This window comes from Pseudoalteromonas sp. T1lg22 (assembly GCF_002964645.1).
Taxonomy (GTDB): Bacteria; Pseudomonadota; Gammaproteobacteria; order Enterobacterales; family Alteromonadaceae; genus Pseudoalteromonas.
In genome coordinates this window covers 329,005-351,062 of record NZ_PQBY01000016.1, presented here as the reverse complement: position 1 = coordinate 351,062, position 22,058 = coordinate 329,005, and the positions used below count along the sequence as shown (strand labels likewise).

The 22,058-nt window shown below is 50.5% G+C and carries 18 protein-coding genes and 1 pseudogene; 11 read left to right on the top strand and 8 right to left on the bottom strand.

Annotation, left to right across the window (positions count from 1 at the left end; translation table 11 throughout):
* The first annotated feature begins 37 nt into the window (after positions 1-37).
* Positions 38-1,310, top strand: a pseudogene (gene dinF / locus C2M24_RS11295) (MATE family efflux transporter DinF).
* Between the two features lie 96 nt (positions 1,311-1,406).
* On the opposite strand, the gene nfuA reads toward dinF, so the two are convergent.
* Positions 1,407-1,982, bottom strand: coding sequence for a Fe-S biogenesis protein NfuA (nfuA, locus tag C2M24_RS11290; RefSeq protein ID WP_105214969.1), 576 nt, complete (start codon positions 1,980-1,982; stop codon positions 1,407-1,409).
* Positions 1,983-2,131: 149 nt separating this feature from the next.
* Between nfuA and C2M24_RS11285 the strand changes: the two genes are divergently transcribed.
* Entirely contained in the window at positions 2,132-4,699 is a 2,568-nt protein-coding gene (locus tag C2M24_RS11285) for a M14 metallopeptidase family protein (protein WP_105214967.1), read from the top strand.
* A 79-nt stretch (positions 4,700-4,778) separates the two neighbouring features.
* On the opposite strand, the gene C2M24_RS11280 is transcribed toward C2M24_RS11285, so the two are convergent.
* Positions 4,779-5,468 (bottom strand): ComF family protein, encoded by a 690-nt coding sequence (locus C2M24_RS11280; RefSeq protein WP_105214965.1) that lies wholly within the window; start codon positions 5,466-5,468, stop codon positions 4,779-4,781.
* Between the two features lie 87 nt (positions 5,469-5,555).
* On the opposite strand from C2M24_RS11280, the gene bioH reads away from it, so the two are divergent.
* Together bioH and C2M24_RS11270 are read left to right on the top strand one after the other, a co-directional pair.
* A complete protein-coding gene (bioH, locus tag C2M24_RS11275) occupies positions 5,556-6,302 on the top strand; it encodes a pimeloyl-ACP methyl ester esterase BioH (protein WP_105214963.1) in 747 nt (248 codons plus the stop codon).
* A gap of 62 nt (positions 6,303-6,364) precedes the next feature.
* Positions 6,365-6,673, top strand: a complete 309-nt coding sequence (locus C2M24_RS11270) for a hypothetical protein (RefSeq protein ID WP_105214961.1) — start codon at positions 6,365-6,367, stop codon at positions 6,671-6,673.
* 60 nt (positions 6,674-6,733) lie between these two features.
* Here the strand turns inward: C2M24_RS11270 and C2M24_RS11265 are convergent, their stop codons facing one another.
* The 3 genes from C2M24_RS11265 to C2M24_RS11255 form a co-directional block, all read right to left on the bottom strand.
* Positions 6,734-9,049: a Tex family protein gene (locus tag C2M24_RS11265; protein ID WP_105214959.1), complete on the bottom strand. Its 2,316-nt coding sequence runs from the start codon at positions 9,047-9,049 to the stop codon at positions 6,734-6,736.
* 135 nt (positions 9,050-9,184) lie between these two features.
* A complete protein-coding gene (locus tag C2M24_RS11260) occupies positions 9,185-9,763 on the bottom strand; it encodes a CBS domain-containing protein (RefSeq protein ID WP_105214957.1) in 579 nt (192 codons plus the stop codon).
* Between the two features lie 37 nt (positions 9,764-9,800).
* A complete protein-coding gene (locus C2M24_RS11255; protein ID WP_105214955.1) occupies positions 9,801-10,115 on the bottom strand; it encodes a hypothetical protein in 315 nt (104 codons plus the stop codon).
* A 77-nt stretch (positions 10,116-10,192) separates the two neighbouring features.
* Between C2M24_RS11255 and greB the strand changes: the two genes are divergently transcribed.
* The 3 genes from greB (at position 10,193) to envZ (ending at position 12,814) form a co-directional block, all read left to right on the top strand.
* Positions 10,193-10,675: a transcription elongation factor GreB gene (gene greB, locus C2M24_RS11250; RefSeq protein WP_105214953.1), complete on the top strand. Its 483-nt coding sequence runs from the start codon at positions 10,193-10,195 to the stop codon at positions 10,673-10,675.
* A 100-nt stretch (positions 10,676-10,775) separates the two neighbouring features.
* Entirely contained in the window at positions 10,776-11,495 is a 720-nt protein-coding gene (ompR, locus tag C2M24_RS11245) for an osmolarity response regulator transcription factor OmpR (protein ID WP_105214951.1), read from the top strand.
* A complete protein-coding gene (gene envZ / locus C2M24_RS11240) occupies positions 11,495-12,814 on the top strand; it encodes a two-component system sensor histidine kinase EnvZ (protein WP_105214949.1) in 1,320 nt (439 codons plus the stop codon). The genes ompR and envZ overlap by 1 nt, the downstream gene beginning before the upstream one ends.
* A gap of 163 nt (positions 12,815-12,977) precedes the next feature.
* Here envZ and C2M24_RS11235 read toward each other — a convergent pair whose 3' ends face one another.
* The 3 genes from C2M24_RS11235 to hslR all read right to left on the bottom strand — a co-directional run bounded on the left by C2M24_RS11235 (position 12,978) and on the right by hslR (position 16,046).
* The gene (locus C2M24_RS11235) at positions 12,978-14,516 is read right to left on the bottom strand and encodes a phosphoenolpyruvate carboxykinase (protein WP_105199998.1); all 1,539 of its coding nucleotides are present in this window, start codon (positions 14,514-14,516) and stop codon (positions 12,978-12,980) included.
* A gap of 271 nt (positions 14,517-14,787) precedes the next feature.
* Positions 14,788-15,636 (bottom strand): Hsp33 family molecular chaperone HslO, encoded by an 849-nt coding sequence (hslO, locus tag C2M24_RS11230; protein ID WP_105214947.1) that lies wholly within the window; start codon positions 15,634-15,636, stop codon positions 14,788-14,790.
* 8 nt (positions 15,637-15,644) lie between these two features.
* The gene (gene hslR, locus C2M24_RS11225) at positions 15,645-16,046 is read right to left on the bottom strand and encodes a ribosome-associated heat shock protein Hsp15 (RefSeq protein ID WP_233999542.1); all 402 of its coding nucleotides are present in this window, start codon (positions 16,044-16,046) and stop codon (positions 15,645-15,647) included.
* Between the two features lie 267 nt (positions 16,047-16,313).
* On the opposite strand from hslR, the gene gspC reads away from it, so the two are divergent.
* From gspC to gspF, 4 genes are read left to right on the top strand one after another with little or no spacing between them, the layout of a single operon-like run.
* Positions 16,314-17,183: a type II secretion system protein GspC gene (gene gspC / locus C2M24_RS11220; RefSeq protein WP_233997925.1), complete on the top strand. Its 870-nt coding sequence runs from the start codon at positions 16,314-16,316 to the stop codon at positions 17,181-17,183.
* Between the two features lie 24 nt (positions 17,184-17,207).
* The gene (gene gspD, locus C2M24_RS11215) at positions 17,208-19,274 is read left to right on the top strand and encodes a type II secretion system secretin GspD (RefSeq protein WP_105200002.1); all 2,067 of its coding nucleotides are present in this window, start codon (positions 17,208-17,210) and stop codon (positions 19,272-19,274) included.
* A gap of 52 nt (positions 19,275-19,326) precedes the next feature.
* Complete coding sequence (gene gspE, locus C2M24_RS11210) at positions 19,327-20,823, top strand: type II secretion system ATPase GspE (RefSeq protein WP_325034819.1); 1,497 nt, start codon at positions 19,327-19,329, stop codon at positions 20,821-20,823.
* Positions 20,823-22,055: a type II secretion system inner membrane protein GspF gene (gene gspF / locus C2M24_RS11205; RefSeq protein ID WP_105214941.1), complete on the top strand. Its 1,233-nt coding sequence runs from the start codon at positions 20,823-20,825 to the stop codon at positions 22,053-22,055. The genes gspE and gspF overlap by 1 nt, the downstream gene beginning before the upstream one ends.
* Positions 22,056-22,058: the final 3 nt, after the last annotated feature.

Below are 22,058 nucleotides of genomic sequence, written 5' to 3'. Positions count from 1 at the left end.
CACTCACCATAAAAGCTTATTGCTGCTTGCCGGGCCCATGATTCTATCTAATATCACGGTGCCTTTGCTAGGCCTGGTTGATACCGCGGTTATCGGCCACCTCGGCAGCGCCCATTATTTAGCAGGTATTGCCCTGGGTGCAACGGTTATTTCCATCTTGTTTTGGCTCGCCGGCTTTCTACGTATGAGCACTACCGGGCTTATCGCCGCCGCCTTTGGCGCCGAAGACAAGCAAGAGCTGGTGCAGGCGCTGCAAAAAAGCTTAATGCTGGCGCTGGCGGTGGCGCTGCTCTTGTTGCTGTTACAAAAACCTTTGGGGTCGCTGATGGCGCTGCTTGCCGATGCTTCGCAGCCAACCATGGAGCAGGCCTTTAATTATTTTTATATTCGTATTTATAGTGCCCCGGCGGCCTTGGCGAATCTGGTGCTGCTGGGCTGGATGCTTGGCGTGCAATACGGGCGTGGTCCATTTTTACTGGTGCTGCTCACCAATGTCATCAATATCGCTTTGGATATTCTCTTTGTAGTCGGCTTTGGCTGGGGCGTTAAGGGCGCGGCCCTGGCCTCGGTGATCGCCGATTATTGCGCCTTGGTCTTTGCCCTGTGGTTGGTATCGCGTTTGTTTGCCAAGCTGCAGTTGCACTGGTGTTGGTCCTTCGGCGCCCGATTGCTGCAACTGGGTGCCCTGCTGCGCCTCAATGGCGATATTTTCCTGCGCTCCTTAATGCTGCAGCTGTGCTTTAGCTTTATGACCTTTTACGGTGCCCGCTTAGGGGATGTGGTGCTGGCCGCCAATGCGGTACTACTGAACTTCCTGCTCTTGATAAGCTTTGCCATGGATGGCATTGCCTATGCCGCCGAGGCCAAGGTGGGGCAGGCGCGTGGGGCGCAAATCCGTGCATGGTATTAGAATGTGGGTACGTATTAGCTTACAGTGGGGTGCTGTATTTGCGGTGCTTTATGCTGTGGGCTTTTATGTTTTTGGGGAGCAGGTGATCCGCTTGCTCACCGATGTGCCCGAGGTTAACAGCCTGGCTATCGCCTATTTGCCCTGGCTGGTGCTGATGCCGCTTATTGCTATGAGTTGTTTTTTATTCGACGGTATTTTTGTCGGTCTTATGCGTGCCAAGGATATGCGCAACACCATGATGCTGTCTGCCTTAGTGGGCTTTTTCGGGGTCTTTGTGTTAACCCAGGGCTGGGGAAATCATGCCCTGTGGGCAGCTATGACCGCCTTTCTGGCGCTGCGTGGCATTAGTCTGGCGGTGCGTTATCGTCAATTGCTAAAGGCGGATGCTTTACTGCATTAACAAGACGAAATGATTGGTAAAAATGCAGAGGCCGATAAGAAAGGATTTGAGGCTGCGCTTGGGCTTGGCGCCCAAGCGCTAATCAGCGTCGCAAACTTAGTAGTAAGAGTGGTCGCCATGGCTGTGTTCGGTAATATCACGAACACCTGTGATTTCGCTGAATTTAGCGACCATTTCTTTCTCAATACCCTCTTTTAGGGTGACATCGATCATAGAACAACCATTACAGCCGCCGCCAAACTGCAGCACGGCAATGCCTTCGGCTGTGATTTCAACCAATTGTACCTGGCCGCCGTGGTTAGCTAACTGAGGGTTTACCTCGGTTTGCAGCATGTGCTCAACCTGCTCTTCCAGTGATGCATCGCTAGAAAGCTTACGGGCCTTGGCATTAGGTGCCTTAAGGGTCAATTGGGTGCCCATTTTATCGGTTACGAAATCGATTTCCGCCGCCTCTAGAAAAGGTGCACTTTCCTTGTCGACTACCGCATCAAAACCGTTGAAGTTAAGACGAATATCATCTTCTTCAACCGCATCGGCCGGGCAGTATGACACGCCACATTCGGCTCCTGAGGTACCAGGATTAACAACGAACACTCGGATATTGGTGCCATCAGCTTGTTCTGAAAGCAATTTTGCAAAGTGACTTTGCGCGGTTTCTGAAATTGTGATCATAGTAACAACACTATACTTGACTGTTTTACTCGGTTAATGGCTATGATACTCCGCTCATCGCGTTGCCGCCAGTGTTGAACGTAAAAAGTTGGCTTAATTTTAAGCCAATGGTAGCGTGAGAATATGGTTTTTAATTCACTGTTATCCTAATGCGCCGAATTTTACTTTTATTATTAACTGTCTTTGCCTCATCCCTAGCCGCGCAGCCGCTCAGCTACTATTTTGGTGACGAGGTGCAATTTGACCCTAAGGTGCCCACGCCGGCATCGATATTGGGTTATGAGGTGGGCCAGTGGCATGTGCGTCATGATCAGCTGGTTTATTATATGCGTGAGCTGGCCGAGCACAGTGATCGCGTGCAAATGCAAACCATAGGCTACACCCATGAGCAGCGCCCTTTGGTGATGCTGACCATAGCCGCACCCGAGCGCCTGGCTAATATTGAGCAAGTACGCCAGACACACCTGGCCCGAGTGACGGGCGAAGGCAAGGGCTCCTCTGCTACCACAACGGTAACTGCACCGGCAGTCATGTATATGGGTTACAGCGTCCATGGAAATGAGCCTTCCGGCAGTAACGCCGCGCTGTTAGTGGCTTATTATCTAGCTGCGGCGCAGGATCAGCGCGTTGAGCGCCTGTTGCAGGAAACAGTGATCCTGCTCGACCCTTCGTTAAACCCGGACGGGCTGGCTCGTTTCGCCAATTGGGCTAACTCTAACCGCGCCATGGTGCCGAACGCCGATCCCAATACCCGCGAGCACAATGAAAACTGGCCGAGCAGCCGCAGTAACCATTATTGGTTCGATCTTAACCGCGACTGGTTATTGCTACAGCACCCTGAATCACAAGCCCGTATCGCCCAGTTTCAGCGCTGGCAGCCCAATGTGTTGACCGACTTTCATGAAATGGGGCCAAACAGCACCTTCTTCTTCCAGCCCGGTATTCCTAGCCGTAAAAACCCGCTGACGCCGGATGAAAACGTGGATTTGACCAAGGCCATAGCCGAGCACCACGCCCGTATTCTCGACAGCCATGATCGCCTGTATTTTACCGAGGAGTCATTTGATGACTTTTATGTGGGCAAGGGCTCAACCTACCCGGATGTAAACGGCAGCGTTGGTATTTTGTTTGAGCAGGGCAGCAGTCGCGGCCATGTGCAGGACACCATAAATGGTCGTTTGGAATTTCCATTTACCATTAAAAATCAGCTGCTAACCAACTTTTCTACCTTTGATGCCGTACTTGAAAAGCGCCAGCAGCTGCTTGATTATCAGCAAGATTTCTTTGCCCAGGCGAGTCAGCTTGCCGATAAAGACAAGATAAAGGGCTATGTGGTTGGTGCGCCAAAAGATCCGACCCGGTTGCGTTATTTCCTCTCTATTTTGGCGCAGCATCAGATAGATGCTTATGCGCTGCAAGAAGATGCGACCGTAGAAAAGCAGCAGTTTGCGGCCCAAAGCAGTTACCTGGTGCCCTTGTCACAGCGCCAATACCGCTTGATCAAGGCCATTTTTAGCGAGCAGCAAAACTTTGTCGATAATACCTTTTATGACGTTTCCGGCTGGACCTTGGCCCATGCCTTTAACCTGGAATTTAAAGAGCTAAATAGCGTTCGTGGCTTAGATGTGGCGGCGCAGCCTTGGTCACCAAGCAGCAGTGCCTCGCAACAGGTCTTGCAGCCTCATTATGCTTTTGCTTTTGAGTGGTTCGATTATCACGCCCCTAAACTGCTAACCAAGCTATTGCAGCAAGGTATAGAGGCGCGCGTTGCTTTGGCGCCCTTTACCGCCAGCAGCGACGGGCAAAGTCGTGAGCTGGCCGCCGGTTCAATTGTGATCGCCGCAGGATTGCAGCAGCGCGATGATTGGTTAAGGGTATTAAATCAGGTCAGTGCCGAATTTGATATTGATGTGCATGGTATCGACTCAGGGTTAACCAGTCGTGGCGTTGACCTAGGTTCGCGCCAGTTAGCGCCGGTGCAGTTGCCCAAGGTGCTATTGGTGGGTGGCAAGCAAAGCAGCCAGTATGAAGTGGGCGAGCTTTGGTACTACCTTGACCGCCATGTGGGTTTAACGCCGAGTATTATCGAGGCCGATGAGTTAACCAAGGTCGACTTGAATAACTACACTCATATCGTTTTTGCCAATGGCCGCTATGCCAGCTTGGCAAAGTCATTTAAAGCCGAGCTACATACCTGGGTACGTAATGGCGGGGTGATCTGGAGTCATAAAGGTGGGGCGCAATTCCTGGCCGATGAGCAGATATTAAAGGCCAGCTATTTGTCCCGTAAAGACATGGCGGCGGCTTTTTCGACCCAAGGTCTGAATTATGGCGACAGGGATATGCTGGCGGGTAAGCAGCGTATTGCCGGCGCGATTTTTAATACCAAGGTCGATTTGAGCCATCCATTGAGTTATTCACTCACCCGCGACGAGCTGCCGGTATTTAAGAACGGCACCTTTTTATTGGAGCAAGCATCCGTGCCCTTTGTGAATGTGGCGACCTATACGGAAAAACCCTTGCTTGCCGGTTTTACTCATGAGCAAAACCTGGCACAAATCGCCAATGGTGGTGCCATCCTTGCCCATAGCTATGGTCGTGGTGCTGTGGTGGCTATGACGGACAACCCGGTATTCAGGGGCTTTTGGTATGGCAGCAGCCGTATTTTCAGTAATGCCTTATTCTTTGGCGCCCATATAGATGCCAGCGCCGAGTAAGTTTTACATCTTCGAGTAACTTTACTCCTTCCAGTTATAGTTCTCTCCTAAGCAAAAGCCGGTGTAAAAACCGGCTTTTTTATGTTTTCGCGGTGAGGCAAACGACCCAGGCGGACACCGAGCGCGCTCCCGCCGCTTTGAGCAGTTTTGCGGCGCTATCCAAGGTTGCCCCCGTGGTCAGCACATCATCTACCAAGGCAATATCAAGATTATGCACATCGGCCTTAAGGTTAAAGGCCCGGGCCAGATTTTTGCGTCTTTGCCTGGCACCAAGCCTGGCTTGAGCCCGAGTACAATGGTGTCGCGCTAATAGGTTAGTGACAAACAGCTGGGGCGGCAGGGCGTCCTGCCATAGCCGCACCACCTGATTAAAGCCACGCCAAACCAGCCGTGAAGGTGCCAAGGGAATAGGAGCGACAAGATGCGGCCAGTGCCAGCTGGGCTGGGTGGCCAGCTGCGCAAAGTAATAACTAAGCAGGCTGGAGATGGCCACCTGGCGATACATACGTTGTTCATACTTGTATTGCTTTAACCAGGTCGACAAGGGTGGGCGATACCAGTCCAGGGCCTGCAAGTTGTCTATATAACGCAGTGGAAACTGGCGTTGAATATCGGCGCGCAGCAGCAAATCTTCTTCTAGATCAGCGTTTATGCCGTTAAAAGCCTTGATGCAGTGAGCACATACTTGTTGTCCGGCACTGAGGGGCTGAGCACAGAGCTGGCAGTACTGCGGGAACAGCCAGGCACAGGCTTTTGTGAATGCGTCCATTGCATAAGCCTTTATTCACGTTAATAATGCAGGTGTCGGCGCGCGGCGCGACAGGGCTTTAATAATAGTGGATGCGGAACAGGTTAAATGCAAAAACAACTGGTGTTGCTTCATGGCTGGGGTATGAACCGTGAAGTATGGGAGTTGGTTCGTCCAGAGCTTAACTTTATTTTTGACGGTGAGGTGCGGGCCCTGGATTTGCCCGGCTATGGCCATGCCCAGTCGACTCAGAGAGAAGGGTTTCACTCGGATCTGCCGACCATGGCCAAACAATTAGCGGAGCAGCTACAAGACGGCTCCATTCTTGTTGGCTGGTCACTCGGTGGTCTGGTTGCCTTGTATCTGGCGCACTTTTATCCGCATAAGGTCAGCAAGGTGATCTTGGTTGCCTCGACGCCATTTTTTAGCCACAGCTCGAACTGGCCGGGAATTAAGAATGCGGTGTTGGAGCAGTTTAACCAACAGCTGGTGGAAAACAGCAATAAAACCATAGAGCGCTTTCTTGCCATTCAGGCCATGGGCAGTGAGTCGGCGCGTCAGGATATTAAACAGCTTAAGGCGCTGATCCAACAGGCGCCCAGTACCTCGGAGCAGGTGCTTAAGCAGGGCTTGGAAATCCTGGAATATCAGGACTTAAGACAGGAATTTGCTCACCTTAAGCAACCCATAGGCGCTATTTTTGGCCGCTTGGATGCGCTGGTGCCTTATAAAGTCATAGAGCAGATGCAGCGCTTAAGGCCGCACTTGGATATAGAGGTGTTAGATAAGGCATCTCATGCGCCTTTTATTTCCCACAAGGACGAGTTTGTAGCGGCATTAAAAGCCATGCTTTAGTTGTATTTCATTCGTGTGTTTTTTGCGCAACAATAACTAAGGACTTACCTCGGAGAGCTGAGATGACGGTAGCAATGATTTTTAATGCGGGAATGGATGGTTTTGCCCGTGCCCAGCAGGATGCGACTCAAGCCAGTGCCAATATCAATCGCGCCACCACAGCACAGCTAGACACCCAGCAATTACAACTTGGACGTCAGCCTCAAGGGGCGAGTAATGGTGAAACTCTGATAGCACCGGTGGCGGAAGCGCCGCGTCTCGAGCAAGAGCTGGTGAATTTACAGGTCGCCGAATTGCAGGCCAAGGCCAGCGCTAGGGTGATTGCCAGTGCCGATGATCTTTTGGGCACCATTATCGATATTCGCGCCTAGCAGCCAATTACAAGCATAAAAAAACGCAGCCTAGGCTGCGTTTTTCGTCGTTTTAAGCCATTACTTTTTCAGCTTGGCAAAGGCCTCGGCAAAGGCATTGCCCATAGCGGCATTGCCTTGATCCTTGCTGCGATTATTGCCCTTCTTGCTTGGTGCTGCAGCCTTCTTCGCCGCCGGCTTAGCTGTGCTTTTGGCACCTGCTGCTGGCAGCTCGTCATTAAGGCGCATGGTAAAGCTGATACGCTTGCGGGCACTGTCAACTTCCATCACCTTGACCTTAACGATATCGCCGGCCTTAACCACTTCGCGGGGATCGCTAATAAACTTGTCGGTTAGCGCTGAGATATGCACTAGGCCATCCTGATGTACGCCGACATCGACAAAGGCACCAAAGTTAGCAACGTTCGATACCACGCCTTCAAGCACCATGCCGGGTTTAAGGTCATTAATGGTTTCTACACCAGCCTTAAATTCCGCAGTTTTAAACTCGGGGCGCGGATCGCGGCCCGGCTTATGCAGCTCGCTGATGATGTCGGTGACCGTGGGCAGACCGAATTGCTCGTCTGTATAGTCCGCGGCTTTGAGGTTTTTCAACACCTCGGCATTACCGATTAAATGGGCGATATCCTGATCGTTGGCGGCGCAAATATTCTTAACCAGGGGGTAGGCTTCCGGGTGAACCGCAGAGGCATCCAGAGGATCGGCACCACCGACAATACGCAGGAAGCCGGCACTTTGCTCAAATGCTTTTGGCCCTAAACGCTCAACCTTTTTCAACTCGCTACGCTTGGCGAAGGCACCATTGTTATCGCGATATTTAACGATGTTCTGGGCCAGGGTTTTGTTTAAGCCGGAAACACGTGTCAGCAGCGGCACCGAGGCGGTATTCACATCAACGCCCACAGCGTTTACACAGTCCTCTACCACTGAGGTCAGGGTTTGCCCTAGCTGGCTTTGCGATACATCATGCTGGTATTGACCCACACCTATGGATTTAGGCTCGATTTTTACCAGCTCTGCGAGAGGATCCTGCAGACGGCGGGCGATGGATACGGCGCCACGCAGAGAAACGTCAAGATCCGGGAATTCCTGAGCGGCAAACTCGGATGCCGAGTACACGGAGGCACCGGCTTCGCTGACCATTACCTTGCTTAATTTCAATTCTGGCGCTGCTTTAATTAGCTCGGCAACCAGTTTATCGCTTTCGCGGCTGGCGGTACCGTTACCTACGGCGATCAGCTCCACCTTGTGCTGGCGGCATAACTGCTCCAGCGTACGCAAGGACTTATCCCATTGGTTTTGTGGTGCGTGGGGGAAAATGGTGGCGGTGCCAAGCAGCTTGCCCGTGCTATCAACCACGGCAATTTTACAGCCGGTACGTAGACCCGGATCCAGACCCAGGGTTACCTTGGCGCCCGCAGGGGCTGCCATAAGCAAGTCTTTAAGGTTCTTGGCGAACACATCTATGGCGCCGGTTTCGGCTTGCTCGCGCATATTGGCAAGAAACTCATTTTCCAGATGCAGTGCCAGTTTCACCTTCCAGGTCCACTGTGCTACCTGTGCCAGCCACTGGCTGGCTGCCTTGCCTTCGATGGCAAGATTGAAGTGGCGGGCAATCATGTTAACGCACAGGGCCTGACCATCTTCGCTTTGCGCATCCGGGTTCATGTTCAGCGCTAGCACCCCTTCGTTACGGGCGCGCAGCATGGCCAAGGCGCGGTGCGATGGAATGCTGGCGATGGCTTCGTTATGCTCAAAATAATCCTGATACTTGGCGCCGGTTTTTTCCTGACCGGCGATCACTGCACTGCTAATATGGCCATGCTGTTTGATGTGGCTACGCAGCTTGGCCAGTAACTTGGCGTCTTCGGCAAAGCGCTCCATCAAAATATAGCGGGCACCCTCAAGGGCTGCTTTGCTATCCGCTACGCCCTTATCGGCATCGATAAAACGCGCCGCTTCACTTTCAGGATCTAGGTTGGCATCGTTAAGCAGGGCATCGGCCAAGGGCTCAAGACCAGCTTCAATGGCGATCTGACCCTTGGTGCGGCGCTTAGGCTTGTAGGGAAGATACAGGTCTTCAAGTTCGGTTTTGGTCGCCGCGGCAGCAATATCTGCGCTCAGCTGCGGCGTTAACTTGTCTTGTTCGCTAATGGTTTTAATGATGAATTGGCGGCGCTCTTCAAGCTCACGTAAATAGCCTAAACGCTGCTCTAAAGTACGTAATTGGGTGTCGTCCAGGCCACCGGTTACTTCTTTACGGTAACGGGCAATAAATGGCACCGTGGCGCCTTCATCTAAAAGCTTGGTTGCTGCTAGCACTTGATGTTCTTGCGCTTGTAATTCCTGCGCCAGAATCGTGGTGAGATTAGCCATTAATAACCTTATATCTTGGTGCCCAAAGCAGGGCGAATACGAGTAAAATTAACTGGATAATATCACAGCTGGTCGCGAACGACAGGGCAAATTTGTCGTTCGTGACCCGCATTTTAAGTGCCTTAAAATGGCCTGTTAGTGGGGGTGTTCTACGCTGGCAACCACATCCTGAAAAGACTGCGCCACTGGGGTAATATCCAAACCTATATTCAGGGTTTTGGCTATCTTACGGGCGCAGAGAATACCGCGAATTTGCTCATTCTCGGTCACCAGCAGATAGAAGCTGCCGGTGCGCTCCATGGTGCTAAGCACATTGCCTAGGGTAGTATTGCGTACCGCCAGCATGCTAATGCATGGCAATGTGTGCAAAGAGCGCATAACGTCGTGCACCATCAGCTCACTGGGTTTAAGACCAAGCTGCAGGGCTTGGGTAGTGACGCGAATACTTTGTAGCTCAACGCTTGAGGTGACTCCTATCACCTGTCCTTGCTCATCAAGCACCATGAGCGCATCTGTCGGCGTGCTGCTGGCCAATTTACGCGCCGCCGTCAGCGGGGTGTTGGCCTGCACACAAATGGGGCTTTGCAGGGTGAAGTCTTGCAACAGGCTTAAGGCGCCACTGCTGGTATCTAGCTGTAAGTGTGACTCGTGTGCGCTCGCCAATTGAGCACCATCAAGAATATGGTGTGTACGTAATGAATTAAAATTAGTCATGATATTTCTCCAAAAAAATTGTAAATAAAACAGTTTTTTAAGAGAGGTGTGGCGGTGCTCTTTGTTGTGCTGCGGTGAGCACTCGACGGTTAAGCGGCGCACTGGGCGCTATCGACACTGTATTTTTTGCTAAGGCCGCTTGCTTAATAGCAGGGCTTAGCGGATGCTCAGGGTCGTGATCATTATCGCTATCAGGATTGATATTTTGTGCCGTATCGACACTAACGGTAAGGCTATACTGGTCACTGGAGTTGGCAGCTGAGGTGAATAGGTGTTGGCTTGCGAATAGGCCGCATAGGGCAAACAAGGCAAACACAAAAAGCAGGTTGTACTTCAAGTTGTACTTTTGCATACCATCACCTGCCTATAAAATTACTACCTAGGGGTAAATATGACCCTGTTTATATGAACGAAAACTGAACATTATTTATGAAAACGAAATTAATCACCCGCCGTGGTTATCTGCAATTACAAACTGAACTCGACCATTTATGGCGAACCGAGCGTCCTGAAGTAACAAAAAAAGTGGCCTGGGCGGCGAGTTTGGGCGATCGCTCTGAGAATGCCGATTACCAATATAATAAGAAGCGTCTGCGGGAAATTGACCGCCGAGTCAGATACTTAAGAAAGCGATTGGACGAGCTTAGAGTCGTAGATTACAGCCCGAAGCAAGAAGGTAAGGTGTTCTTTGGTGCCTATGTGGAGGTTGAAGATGAGCAAGGCGAAGTGCTGGCCTTTCAAATCGTCGGCCCAGATGAAATTTACGATAACAAGGCCGTGGTTTCCATTGATGCCCCTATGGCTCGCGCTCTGTTGAAAAAGGAAGTCGATGACGAGGCCTGGGTGAACACGCCTAATGGTCGAAAGTTGTGGTATATCAATAGTATTCGCTATCAGCAAGGTGAAGAGTAAGGCGGAAAACAAATGTAACAATCTTCTTAACCTTGGGCGTTTCCCAACTCGGGTATTTCGCATATAGTTAAGGCTACAACAAGAAAAATTAAGCAAGAAGATGGGACAAGAAACCACCAAAATCCTCGTTGTCGATGATGATATGCGTTTACGCAGCCTGTTAGAAAGATACCTGGTTGAGCAGGGCTTTATCGTTCGCAGTGCCGCCAACTCAGAGCAAATGGATAAATTGCTGGAGCGGGAAAACTTTCACCTCATGGTGCTCGACTTAATGCTGCCCGGTGAAGATGGCTTATCAATTTGTCGGCGTTTACGACAAAAGGAAAATGAAATTCCGATTGTTATGCTGACCGCGAAAGGGGACGAGGTAGACCGCATTATCGGCTTGGAACTCGGTGCCGATGATTATATCCCTAAGCCTTTTAATCCCCGTGAATTGCTGGCCCGTGTAAAGGCCATCCTGCGCCGCCGCGCCAAAGAGGTGCCCGGTGCCCCTTCTGCCGAAGAGAACCTGGTAAAATTCGGTGAATTTGCCCTTAATCTGGCGACCCGGGAAATGACCCGAGGCGATGAGGTGATCTCCCTGACCAGCGGCGAGTTTGCTGTGCTTAAAGCCTTGGTTTCGCACCCTCGCGAGCCGTTAAGTCGGGATAAGTTAATGAATCTGGCTCGGGGCCGTGACTACAGCGCCCTGGAGCGCAGCATCGATGTGCAGGTGTCGCGCCTGAGGCGGATGATAGAGGTGGATGCCGCCAATCCTCGCTATATTCAAACCGTTTGGGGACTAGGTTACGTATTCGTACCCGACGGCAATAATTGATGCACTTACTTCCTCGAAGCGCTTTTGGACAAACGGTTTTCCTGGTTGGCGCCCTGCTGCTGATCAACCAGGTGGTGTCTTATGTAGCGGTGAGCTTCTATGTGGTTAAGCCGACCATAGAGCAGGTCAACATCATGCTCGCCAAACAGGTAAAAACCGTGTTTATCGGCGTTAATGACGGCGTTGAGGTGAGTGATCAAGTGTCCAAGCGTTTCCTTGAGGAAACCGGTATTGAGATATTAACTCAGCGCGATGCCTACATTAATGGCTTAGGCGAAGCGCGAGAGTACTCCATGCTCTCGAATATTATGTCGCAGCAGCTCAATGGCTCGGCCCGGGTGCGCATCAGTCAAACCGATCCTCTGATTTATTGGATAGAGCCACCGCAGGCACCGGGTTATTGGGTGCGGGTGCCGCTGTCGGGCTTTACCGAAGCCAATATTGAATTCTTAACCTTTTACCTGACCAGTATCGGTTTTCTAAGTGTGCTCGGTGGCTGGCTCTTTGCCCGTCACCTCAACCGCCCGTTAAAGGCCTTGCAGGAAGCGGCGATTAAGGTGAGTAAGGGGGACTTCAGTACCGAGGTCGATGAACAAGGTTCGACGGAAATGGTGGAAGTGACCCGGGCCTTTAACAAGATGTCGCGCGGTATTGCCGCCCTTGAGCAGGACAGGCGCTTGCTTATGGCGGGTGTCTCCCACGATTTGCGTACCCCCTTAACCCGTATTCGTCTGGCGACGGAAATGATGTCTGACGATGAGGACTACCTGCGCGAAGGCATAATTCATGATATCGAAGACATGAATGCCATTATTGATCAGTTTATTGAGTACCTGCGCCACCATGATAAGGGCGATTATCAAAGGGAAGATCTGAATGCCCTAGTGGAAGAAGTAGTGCATGCGGAGCAACAGCATGGGCGCGTGCAGGGGCGGGAAATTAGCGCTCACCTCAATCCCAGCTTGCCCAACGTGCCCATGAGCCATGTGGCCATTAAGCGGGTGCTGACCAATATGATTGAAAATGCTCTGCGTTACTCCAGTGCCGATATAGATGTGGTAACCCACTATAACGCCCGTAAAACTCATGTGTGTGTGAGCGTAAAAGACAGAGGTCCGGGCATTCCCGAGTCTGAGCTGGAAAAGGTGTTTGCGCCCTTTACCCAGGGCGATCAGGCTCGTGGCAGTGAGGGCAGTGGTTTAGGCCTGGCCATTATTAAGCGCATTATTACCATGCATAACGGCCGGGTGGAATTAAGAAATCGCAAGGAAGGCGGTTTGTGTGCCACCATCTACCTACCCATAAAAACGCCGGCATAAAGCCGGCGTTGCACCCTGTTTGTTTCCTTTTGCCCTTGCGCTAGGCACCTGTCTGTTGATTGAGTTATAAGCTCACTGCTAGGCTCTAGTAACAAAAACGCCAGCATAAAGCTGGCGTTGGTGCGAATTCTCAGCGCTATGGCTAAGTTAAAGAAGTTGACCCTTAGCTATTAGGGCCAGCTTGTTTAATGGCGTCAGATACGTCGTACTTAGCAAAGTTCTCGTTAAAGTCGTTCGCTAGTTTCTGTGCGTATTCTGCGTATTTCTCTTTGTCGTTCCAAGTGTTGATTGGGTTTAGAACCGCGCTATCAACGCCAGGTACGGCTACCGGTACGTCTAGGTTTAGTACGTCGATATGTTGAGTTTCAACGTCGGCTAGTTTGCCAGATACGATAGCATCAACAACGGCACGCGTAGTCGGGATGTCGAAACGCTTACCAACGCCGTAAGGACCACCAGTCCAACCTGTGTTTACTAGGTATACCTTGGCACCGAACTCACGAACGCGCTTCATTAGAAGCTCAGCGTAAACGCCAGCTGGGCGAGGGAAGAAAGGTGCGCCGAAACAAGTAGAGAAGGTTGATTCGATATCAGAAGTTGAACCGATTTCGGTTGAACCTACTTTCGCTGTGTAACCGCTTAGGAAGTGGTATGCAGCTGCTTCTTCGCTTAGAACAGAAACAGGAGGTAGTACGCCACTTACGTCACAAGTTAGGAATACCACGGCCTTAGGCTCACCAGCGCGGTTTTCTTCTTTACGCTTGGCTACGTGCTCAAGTGGGTACGCGGCACGAGTATTCTGCGTAAGTGATGAATCTGTGTAATCAGGAGTACGTGTGTCATCCAGAACAACGTTCTCAAGGATGGTGCCGAAGCGGATAGCATCCCAGATCACAGGCTCGTTCTTCTGAGACAGGTCGATACATTTCGCGTAACAACCGCCTTCGATGTTAAATACGCTGCCAGGTGCCCAGCCGTGCTCGTCATCACCGATTAGGAAACGGCTTGGATCCGCAGAAAGAGTTGTTTTACCAGTACCAGATAGACCGAAGAACAGGGCAGTGTCGCCTGCTTCGCCTACGTTTGCAGAGCAGTGCATAGGTAGCACGCCTTTAGCTGGAAGTAGGAAGTTCTGTACTGAGAACATAGATTTTTTCATTTCGCCCGCGTAGTGCATACCAGCAAGTAGTACTTTACGCTCTGCGAAGTTGATGATGACCGTTCCGTCACTGTTTGTACCGTCACGCTCTGGCTCACATACAAACGAAGGTACATTTAGGATTTGCCACTGTGGCATGTTGGCCTTGTTGAAGTGCTCCGGCTGGATGAACATGTTTTTAGCGAAAACATGGTGCCAAGCAGTTTCAGTGGTTACAACGATTGGTAAGTAGTGCTCTGGATCCGCACCTACTTCAAGGTGAGAAACGAAGTGGTCGTTTTGCGATACATGATTCTCAACTCGCTCCCAAAGGGCGTTGAATTTATCAGCATCGAAAGGACGGTTAACGTTACCCCATTGGATATCGTTCTCGGTGCTAGACTCTTTTACGATAAAACGATCGTTAGGAGAGCGGCCGGTACGACGACCAGTTTTAGCCACGAAAGCTCCGTTAGCAGCAAGAGAACCTTCACCACGGCGAATTGCCTGCTCGATTAGTTCTGCAGTTGTAAGATCAACAAAACGAGTAGCGCTTGAAGTCATGTTTTTACCTAAAAGTTGTGAGAGATTGAACGGTTAATCTAAAGCGGTGTGAGAGTGCTTTGATATGCAAATTATAGTAACAGATGGTTTGTGCATATACGAGCTTTGAAGTCGCTAAAAATGCCCGTTTTAGGTGAAAAAACATGAATAATTACAGTGATACCGGTGTCATGAAAAATGCATGTTCTTATGATACCGGTGTCATTTTTATTCACAAAAAAACTCGGGCGTTAATAACCCGAGTTTTTTATCGCCTTCGTTTAGGCCTATATTAATTAAAAATCGCTTTAATCTGCTCTTCGTTAAAGCGGTAATCAGTCAGGCAATAATGACAGCTGATCACTATCTCGCCATTTTGATGGACGTCGGCGAGCAACTCTTCCTGGCCTATATTGACTAGGGCATCCATGGTTTTTTCACGGCTACAGGTACATTTAAAGCGAATCGGCTGCGGCTCGAACAACTGGGGGTTGTCTTCGTGATAAAGGCGCGTTAGCACTGTATGGGCATCGAGGTTGAGCAGCTCATCGTTAGTAACCGTGTCGCTCAGTGTTTCTAAATGGCTGAAATCGGCTTCCGATTTCTCCCCTTGATGCACAGGCAATACCTGCAAAAATAAACCTGCGGCGCGCTCTTGGCCTTCGGTGACATCGGTGGCAAACCACAGACGCGTGCGCAGCTGCTCCGACTGGGCAAAATACTGCTCAACGCATTTTGCCAAGGTGTCATGCTCTAACGGCACTATGCCCTGGTAGCGCTCGCCTTTGATAGGAGTGATGGTGATGATCATATGACCCTTACCCATCAACTCAAGCAGGTTGTCGCTTTTTATTTCACCCTGCATACGGGCTACACCGCGCATATTTTGTTCATGGTCACCATTTATTGCGGCAAATTTAACCGGGCCATCGCCCTGGATTTGCACATTAATATGGCCTTGAAACTTTAAGGTTGCTGTGAGTAAAGAAGTCGTTACAAACAGCTCGCCCAAGAGTTTTTTAACCGGGTCAGGGTAGTCGCGTCCTACCACCATTTGGGTGAAAGCGTCACTTACTTGCACTAACTCGCCGCGCACGTCGAGTTGTTCAAAAATATAACGATATAGTAGATCTTGCTGCATGTGTTTCTCTATCTGGCTTTAAACTTGATCAGTTCACGGCGCTGTTTTTTATCCGGCTTGTGATCTGGATGCGGTGCAAAGAAGGCGTTATTTTTCCGGGCTTGCGCGTTTTCTTCGCGTTTTTGCTTACTTTGCTCTGTTTCCTCATAGCAAGTCACAGCAATGGGGGCGGCAACGCGTTTTTCAAGTAATTTAATTACCGTAATTTGCTTTTCATCGAAGCCCTGAGCGAGACGAATTTGCGCACCTACCTCAACCTGTTTGCTGGGTTTACAGCGTTGTCCATTGTAATGTACTCGGCCGCCTTGCACCATCTCGCGAGCCAGGGCGCGGGTCTTATATAAACGCACCGCCCAAAGCCACTTATCTAAGCGTACCGGGTCGGGTTTATGTTCGGGGGTTTTGGTCACGATGTTTGGCCTTATTGCAAGCCCATATATAGAGGGGCAAAGTTAACATATAAGCAAGTGTAAAAAAAGTTGGCAAGATTGTAATACAGATGCCTTACTTAGCTTATATAGTCCTTGCCCGATTTTACATATTGCTACAGTACGCGCTTGTTGAACGCAGGTGATGAATGTACTATGTGGCGTTAGTTAACAGAATGATAATAGTGAACAGTTTTGGATTTAGCCCAACTACAACAAAGGCTTAAACAGCTTCCACAGACGAAGATTGTGACTGCTATAGTGCTGGCTACGACAATATATTGTGGCTATTTAGCGGCTTCGTTGGTGTGGTTACTGTGGCCACAACCGCAAGTTACGGCGGTCATGCCGCCGGCGACGGCCTCGTCGACGGCAAAAAATGGCGTCAATATTGCCGCTATTAAGGCAGTTAAATTATTTGGTGATGCTGCAGCGGTAGTGCAGGAGCAGCCCAAGCAAGAAGTGACCAGCGATGCTCCTGAGACACGTTTAAGCATCAACCTTACCGGGGTTGTGGCGGCCACCGATGATAATAGTGCTGGCTTGGCCATTATCGAATCCCAGGGTAGCCAGGAAACCTACGGCATAGATGATGTGATCAAGGGCACCCGAGCAAAACTGGCTAAAGTTTTGCCCGATCGCGCCATTTTGGACGTTAACGGTCGTTTTGAAACCCTGATGCTCGATGGCGTCAGTTTTACCAAAACGGTCAGTATGCCGGTTCCGGCCAGCAAGGAGCCAGAAAAATCCGGACCCAGCCGACAACAGGCTAAGCAAAGCGTTAATGTCACCGCCGATCCCGAACTCAAAGCAGAGTTACAACAAAAACGCGAAGAGGTATTGGCGGATCCTGGCAAGCTGACGGATTATATTCGTGTTAGTCCGGTGCGCAACCAGGGACAGTTGCAGGGTTACAAGTTAAGTCCGGGTAAAGATCCCCTGCTGTTTAAGCAGATGGGCTTAGAGAATAATGATATTGCTGTTGCGATTAATGGCTATCAACTCACCGATATGAAACAAGCAATGGCGGCTTTGCAGGAGCTTCGTTCAAGTACAGAAGCGGCGATTACGGTGAACCGTAATGGCCAGCTTATCGACGTGCAATTTAGCCTGCAATAATCACAAAGTGTGGAGAGAAGAATAATGGGCGCGAAATTTCGCACAAAAGTTTTAAAAGGGCTGGCCAAATATGGTGCGCTCTTTTTTGCCGCTGGTATTAGTTTAAACCTGTATGCAGTTGAGTATGCGGCAAATTTTAAAGGCACGGATATTAATGAATTTATTAATATCGTCGGTAAAAACCTGAATAAAACCGTAATCATCGATCCCAATGTGCGCGGTAAAATCAATGTCCGCAGTTATGAATTGATGGACGAAGAATTGTATTATCAATTCTTCCTTAACGTGCTGGAAGTGCACGGTTTTGCCGCGGTAGAAATGCCTAACGGTATTCTTAAGGTTGAAAAAAGCTCAGACGCGAAAAAGACGAATGTGCCGGTGATCGGCGAAGAAGACGGTTACGGCGGCGATATGCTGGTGACCCGCGTAGTACGAGTTAAAAACGTAACTGTGCAAGAGCTCGGCCCGCTTATTCGTCAGTTCAGCGATCAAAAAGACGGCGGCCATGTAACCAACTTTAACCCATCAAACGTAATGATGCTGACCGGCCATGCCGAGTCGGTTAACCGTCTCGTAGAGATTATTCGCCTGGTTGACCAAGCCGGTGATAAGAGCGTTGATATCGTTCGTCTGAAACATGCCACCGCCGCGGATGTGGTATCCGTAGTCGATAATATTTTTAAAGATACCGGCAAGGGCAGTGTGCCTGAGTTTTTGATCCCTCGCGTGGTCGCCGATGAGCGTACCAACAGTGTGATCGTCAGTGGTGAAGGCCAAGCCCGTACTCGTGCCATCGAATTAGTAAAACGTCTTGATAACGAGCTGGAAAGCACGGGTAATACCAAGGTGTTTTATCTTAACTACGCTAAGGCCGAAGACTTGGTCACAGTACTACAGGGCGTAAGTAAATCACTGACCGAAGAACAACAGGGCGCCGCTGCCACTCAACGAACATCGCGTCGCTCTCGCAGCGATATCAGCATCGAAGCTCATAGTGACTCCAACTCACTGGTTATTACCGCCCAGCCGGATATGATGCGCTCGCTTGAGAAAGTGATAGAGCGTTTGGATATCCGCCGTGCTCAGGTATTGGTCGAAGCCATTATCGTTGAAGTATCGGAAGGCGACGGCATTAATTTTGGCCTGCAGTGGATCACCGAAGAAGGCGGCATGCTGCAGTTTAATAACGGCACCACAGTGCCCGTGGGTTCATTGGCCGTGGCCGCAGAGCAGGCTCGTGATGAAACCATTATTGATAATGTTATCGGCTCTGAAAATGGCACGGTAACACCAATCGAACGTACTCAAGAAGGTGACTTAGGTCCATTAGCCGCGTTGTTAGGCGGTATCAATGGTCTGGCCATGGGTATTGTCCGCAACGACTGGGGCGCTATTGTTCAGGCGGTATCAAATGATACTAACTCGAACATTCTAGCAACGCCTTCGATCACCACCATGGATAACGAAGAAGCTTCGATGATCGTGGGTCAGGAAGTGCCAATTATCACAGGTTCATCGACTGGCAGTAACAACGATAACCCATTCCAGACCGTTGAGCGTCAGGAAGTGGGTGTGAAACTGAAAGTAACGCCGCAAATCAACGATGGCTCGGCGGTACAACTTACAATTGAGCAGGAAGTATCGAACGTTGCCGGCTCTACCGCGGTGGATATCTCCATCAACAAGCGTGCCATTACCACAACCGTTTTAGCCGATGACGGCGGCATGGTGGTGTTAGGTGGCTTGATTGACGAAGACGTACAAGAAAGTGTTTCTAAGGTACCATTGCTGGGTGATATTCCAGTGCTGGGTCACCTGTTTAAGTCCACTAGTACGGCCAAGCGTAAGCGTAACCTGATTGTCTTTATTCGCCCGACGATTCTTCGCGACAGCGAAAGCATGAACCGTCTTAGCCACAGCAAGTATAACTTTATCCGTGGCGAGCAGTTAAAGCAGGATGACGATGGTATCGACCTTATGCCATTCGAGAAGGTGCCTATGCTGCCGGAGTGGGACGACGCCCTGGTATTGCCTCCTACGTATGAAGAGTACCTAAGAGAACAGAATAAGGCTGAGCGTAACAATGACTGAGCAAGTGGCCAATGATGCCTCTCCTGAGCTGCCGGTAAGCGACGAAGAGCTGATGGAAGTATCGGAAGTGCTTGCCGCAGCGCCGTTGCGACTGCCTTTTGCCTATGCTCGCCGTTTCCAGGTTTTGTTGGTCGACAAGGACCAAAAATTGGTGTTGTACTACGCCAATGAGCTAGACGCGCAGGTGATGTTGGAAGTGCGCCGTTTCGCGGGACGCGGCTTCGTAGTGGAAAAGCTCGCAGAAGATAAATTTGAGCTGCTATTGGAAGCCTCTTACCAAAGAGACAGCTCCGAAACCCAGCAGATCATGGAAGATATCGGCAACGAGGCGGATCTTTTCTCTCTTGCCGAAGAGCTGCCGCAAACCGAAGATCTCTTGGCGGGTGACGATGATGCGCCTATCATCAAGTTGATCAATGCCATGCTCGGCGAAGCCATTAAAGAAGGCGCCTCGGATATACATATAGAAACCTTTGAGCAGGATCTGGTGATACGTTTTCGTGTCGATGGCGTGCTTAAAGAAGTGCTTAAACCCAACCGCAAATTGTCGTCGCTTTTAGTGTCGCGTATCAAGGTTATGGCCAAGCTGGATATCGCCGAAAAGCGGGTACCGCAAGACGGTCGTATTAGTTTAAGAATTGCCGGCCGCGCCGTTGATGTGCGGGTATCGACCATGCCATCGAGCTTTGGTGAGCGTGTGGTACTGCGTTTGTTGGACAAAAACAACGCTCGCCTTAACTTACAAGACCTAGGCATGACGCAGCACAATCAGGAGCTGTTTGCCGAACTTATCCGCAAGCCTCACGGCATTATCCTCGTTACCGGTCCTACGGGCTCGGGTAAGAGTACGACCTTGTATGCCGGTATGAGCGAAATCAACAGTAGAGATCGTAATATCTTAACCGTTGAAGATCCGATCGAATATGAAATTCCAGGCATAGGCCAGACTCAGGTGAACCCCAAGGTGGATATGACCTTTGCCCGCGGTTTACGGGCTATTTTGCGTCAGGATCCGGATGTGGTGATGGTCGGTGAGATCCGTGACTTGGAAACGGCACAGATCGCCGTGCAGGCATCTTTAACCGGTCACCTGGTATTGTCGACCCTGCACACCAACACCGCCGCTGGTGCCATTACCCGAATGGAAGATATGGGCGTTGAGTCCTTCTTACTTTCTTCATCTTTACTTGGGGTCTTGTCGCAGCGTCTGGTACGTACCCTGTGTAAATCGTGTAAGCAGCCGCATCAGGCCGATGCCAACGAGTGTCAGATGCTCGGCGTTAGTGCTGAATCGGCGCCAATCATCTACCGCGCCGTGGGTTGTGAAGAATGTAACTACAATGGCTATAAGGGCCGAACCGGTATTCATGAGCTGTTGATCGTGAACGACCATATTCGCGAACTTATTCACAATGGTAAGGGCGAGCAAGCGGTTGAGAAATACATTCGTCAGCATAGTCCGAGTATTCGTGGCGATGGGTGTACCCGTGTGCTGGCAGGCAAAACCACTCTCGAAGAAGTATTACGGGTTACCCGTGAGGAGCAATAGTGGCGGCGTTTGAATATCGAGCTCTGGATGGCAAAGGCAAAGAAAAAAAGGGCATTTTAGAGGCCGATACGGCAAAACAGATACGTCAACAATTACGTGATAAGGGCTTGATGCCTTTAGCCGTTGAGCTGGCAGCCTCGCAGGAGAAGGCCAGTGCCGCAAAAACCGGCCTGTTTAGCGGCCTGTTTAAGGCGAAAATCGCGACCTCAGATCTGGCCTTGATCACCCGCCAGTTGGCGACCCTGATCCAATCTGCACTGCCGGTAGAAGCCGCGGTGATGGCGGTGGCCGAACAGTGTGAAAAGCCTCGCCTCAAGAAAATGTTGATGGCGGTACGCTCCAAGGTGGTCGAGGGTTACACCCTGGCCGATGGCCTGGCGGAATTTCCTCATGTTTTCGATAACCTCTATCGTTCTATGGTGGCGGCAGGGGAAAGATCCGGGCATTTGGATCAGGTATTAAATCGCCTAGCGGATTATACCGAGCAGCGCCAGTATATGCGTTCGCAGATAGTGCAGGCCATGGTGTACCCCACCATACTTGTGGTGTTCGCCATTGCCATAGTTTCTATCTTGCTTGGTACAGTCGTTCCCGAGATCCTAAAGACGTTTGAGAAATCCAAACAGGCTCTCCCCTGGACCACAGAATGGGTAATGGCGGCCAGTGCCTTTGTACAAAACTACTGGTTTATTACCCTGGTCGTGGTGATAGCCGTGGTGGTCGCTATTAAGCAGGCGTTGAAGCGCCCCAATATTCGTTTTTGGTACCATTCCCGGTTATTGTCCATGCCTGGTTTAGGCAAGGTCAGTCGTGGCCTGAATACAGCGCGTTTTGCCCGTACCCTAAGTATCCTTTCTTCCAGTTCGGTGCCCTTGCTTGAAGGCATGAAGATTTCCGGTCAGGTATTGGAGAACGATAAGATCAAACAGGCGGTGGCCGAGGCGGCTACTCGGGTCAGTGAAGGTGCCAGCCTGCGTGCTTCTTTGGAACAGTCTAAACTTTTCCCACCCATGATGCTGCACATGATTGCCAGCGGTGAAAAGTCCGGTGAGTTGGAGCAAATGCTTGAGCGTGCTGCAGACAACCAGGACCGCGAGTTTGAGACCATGGTGAATGTGTCATTAAAACTCTTAGAGCCGGCAATGATAGCGAGCATGGCACTAATTGTGCTATTTATCGTAATGGCAATATTGCAGCCAATCATGGCAATGAACAAGGCAATTGGCTTATAGTGG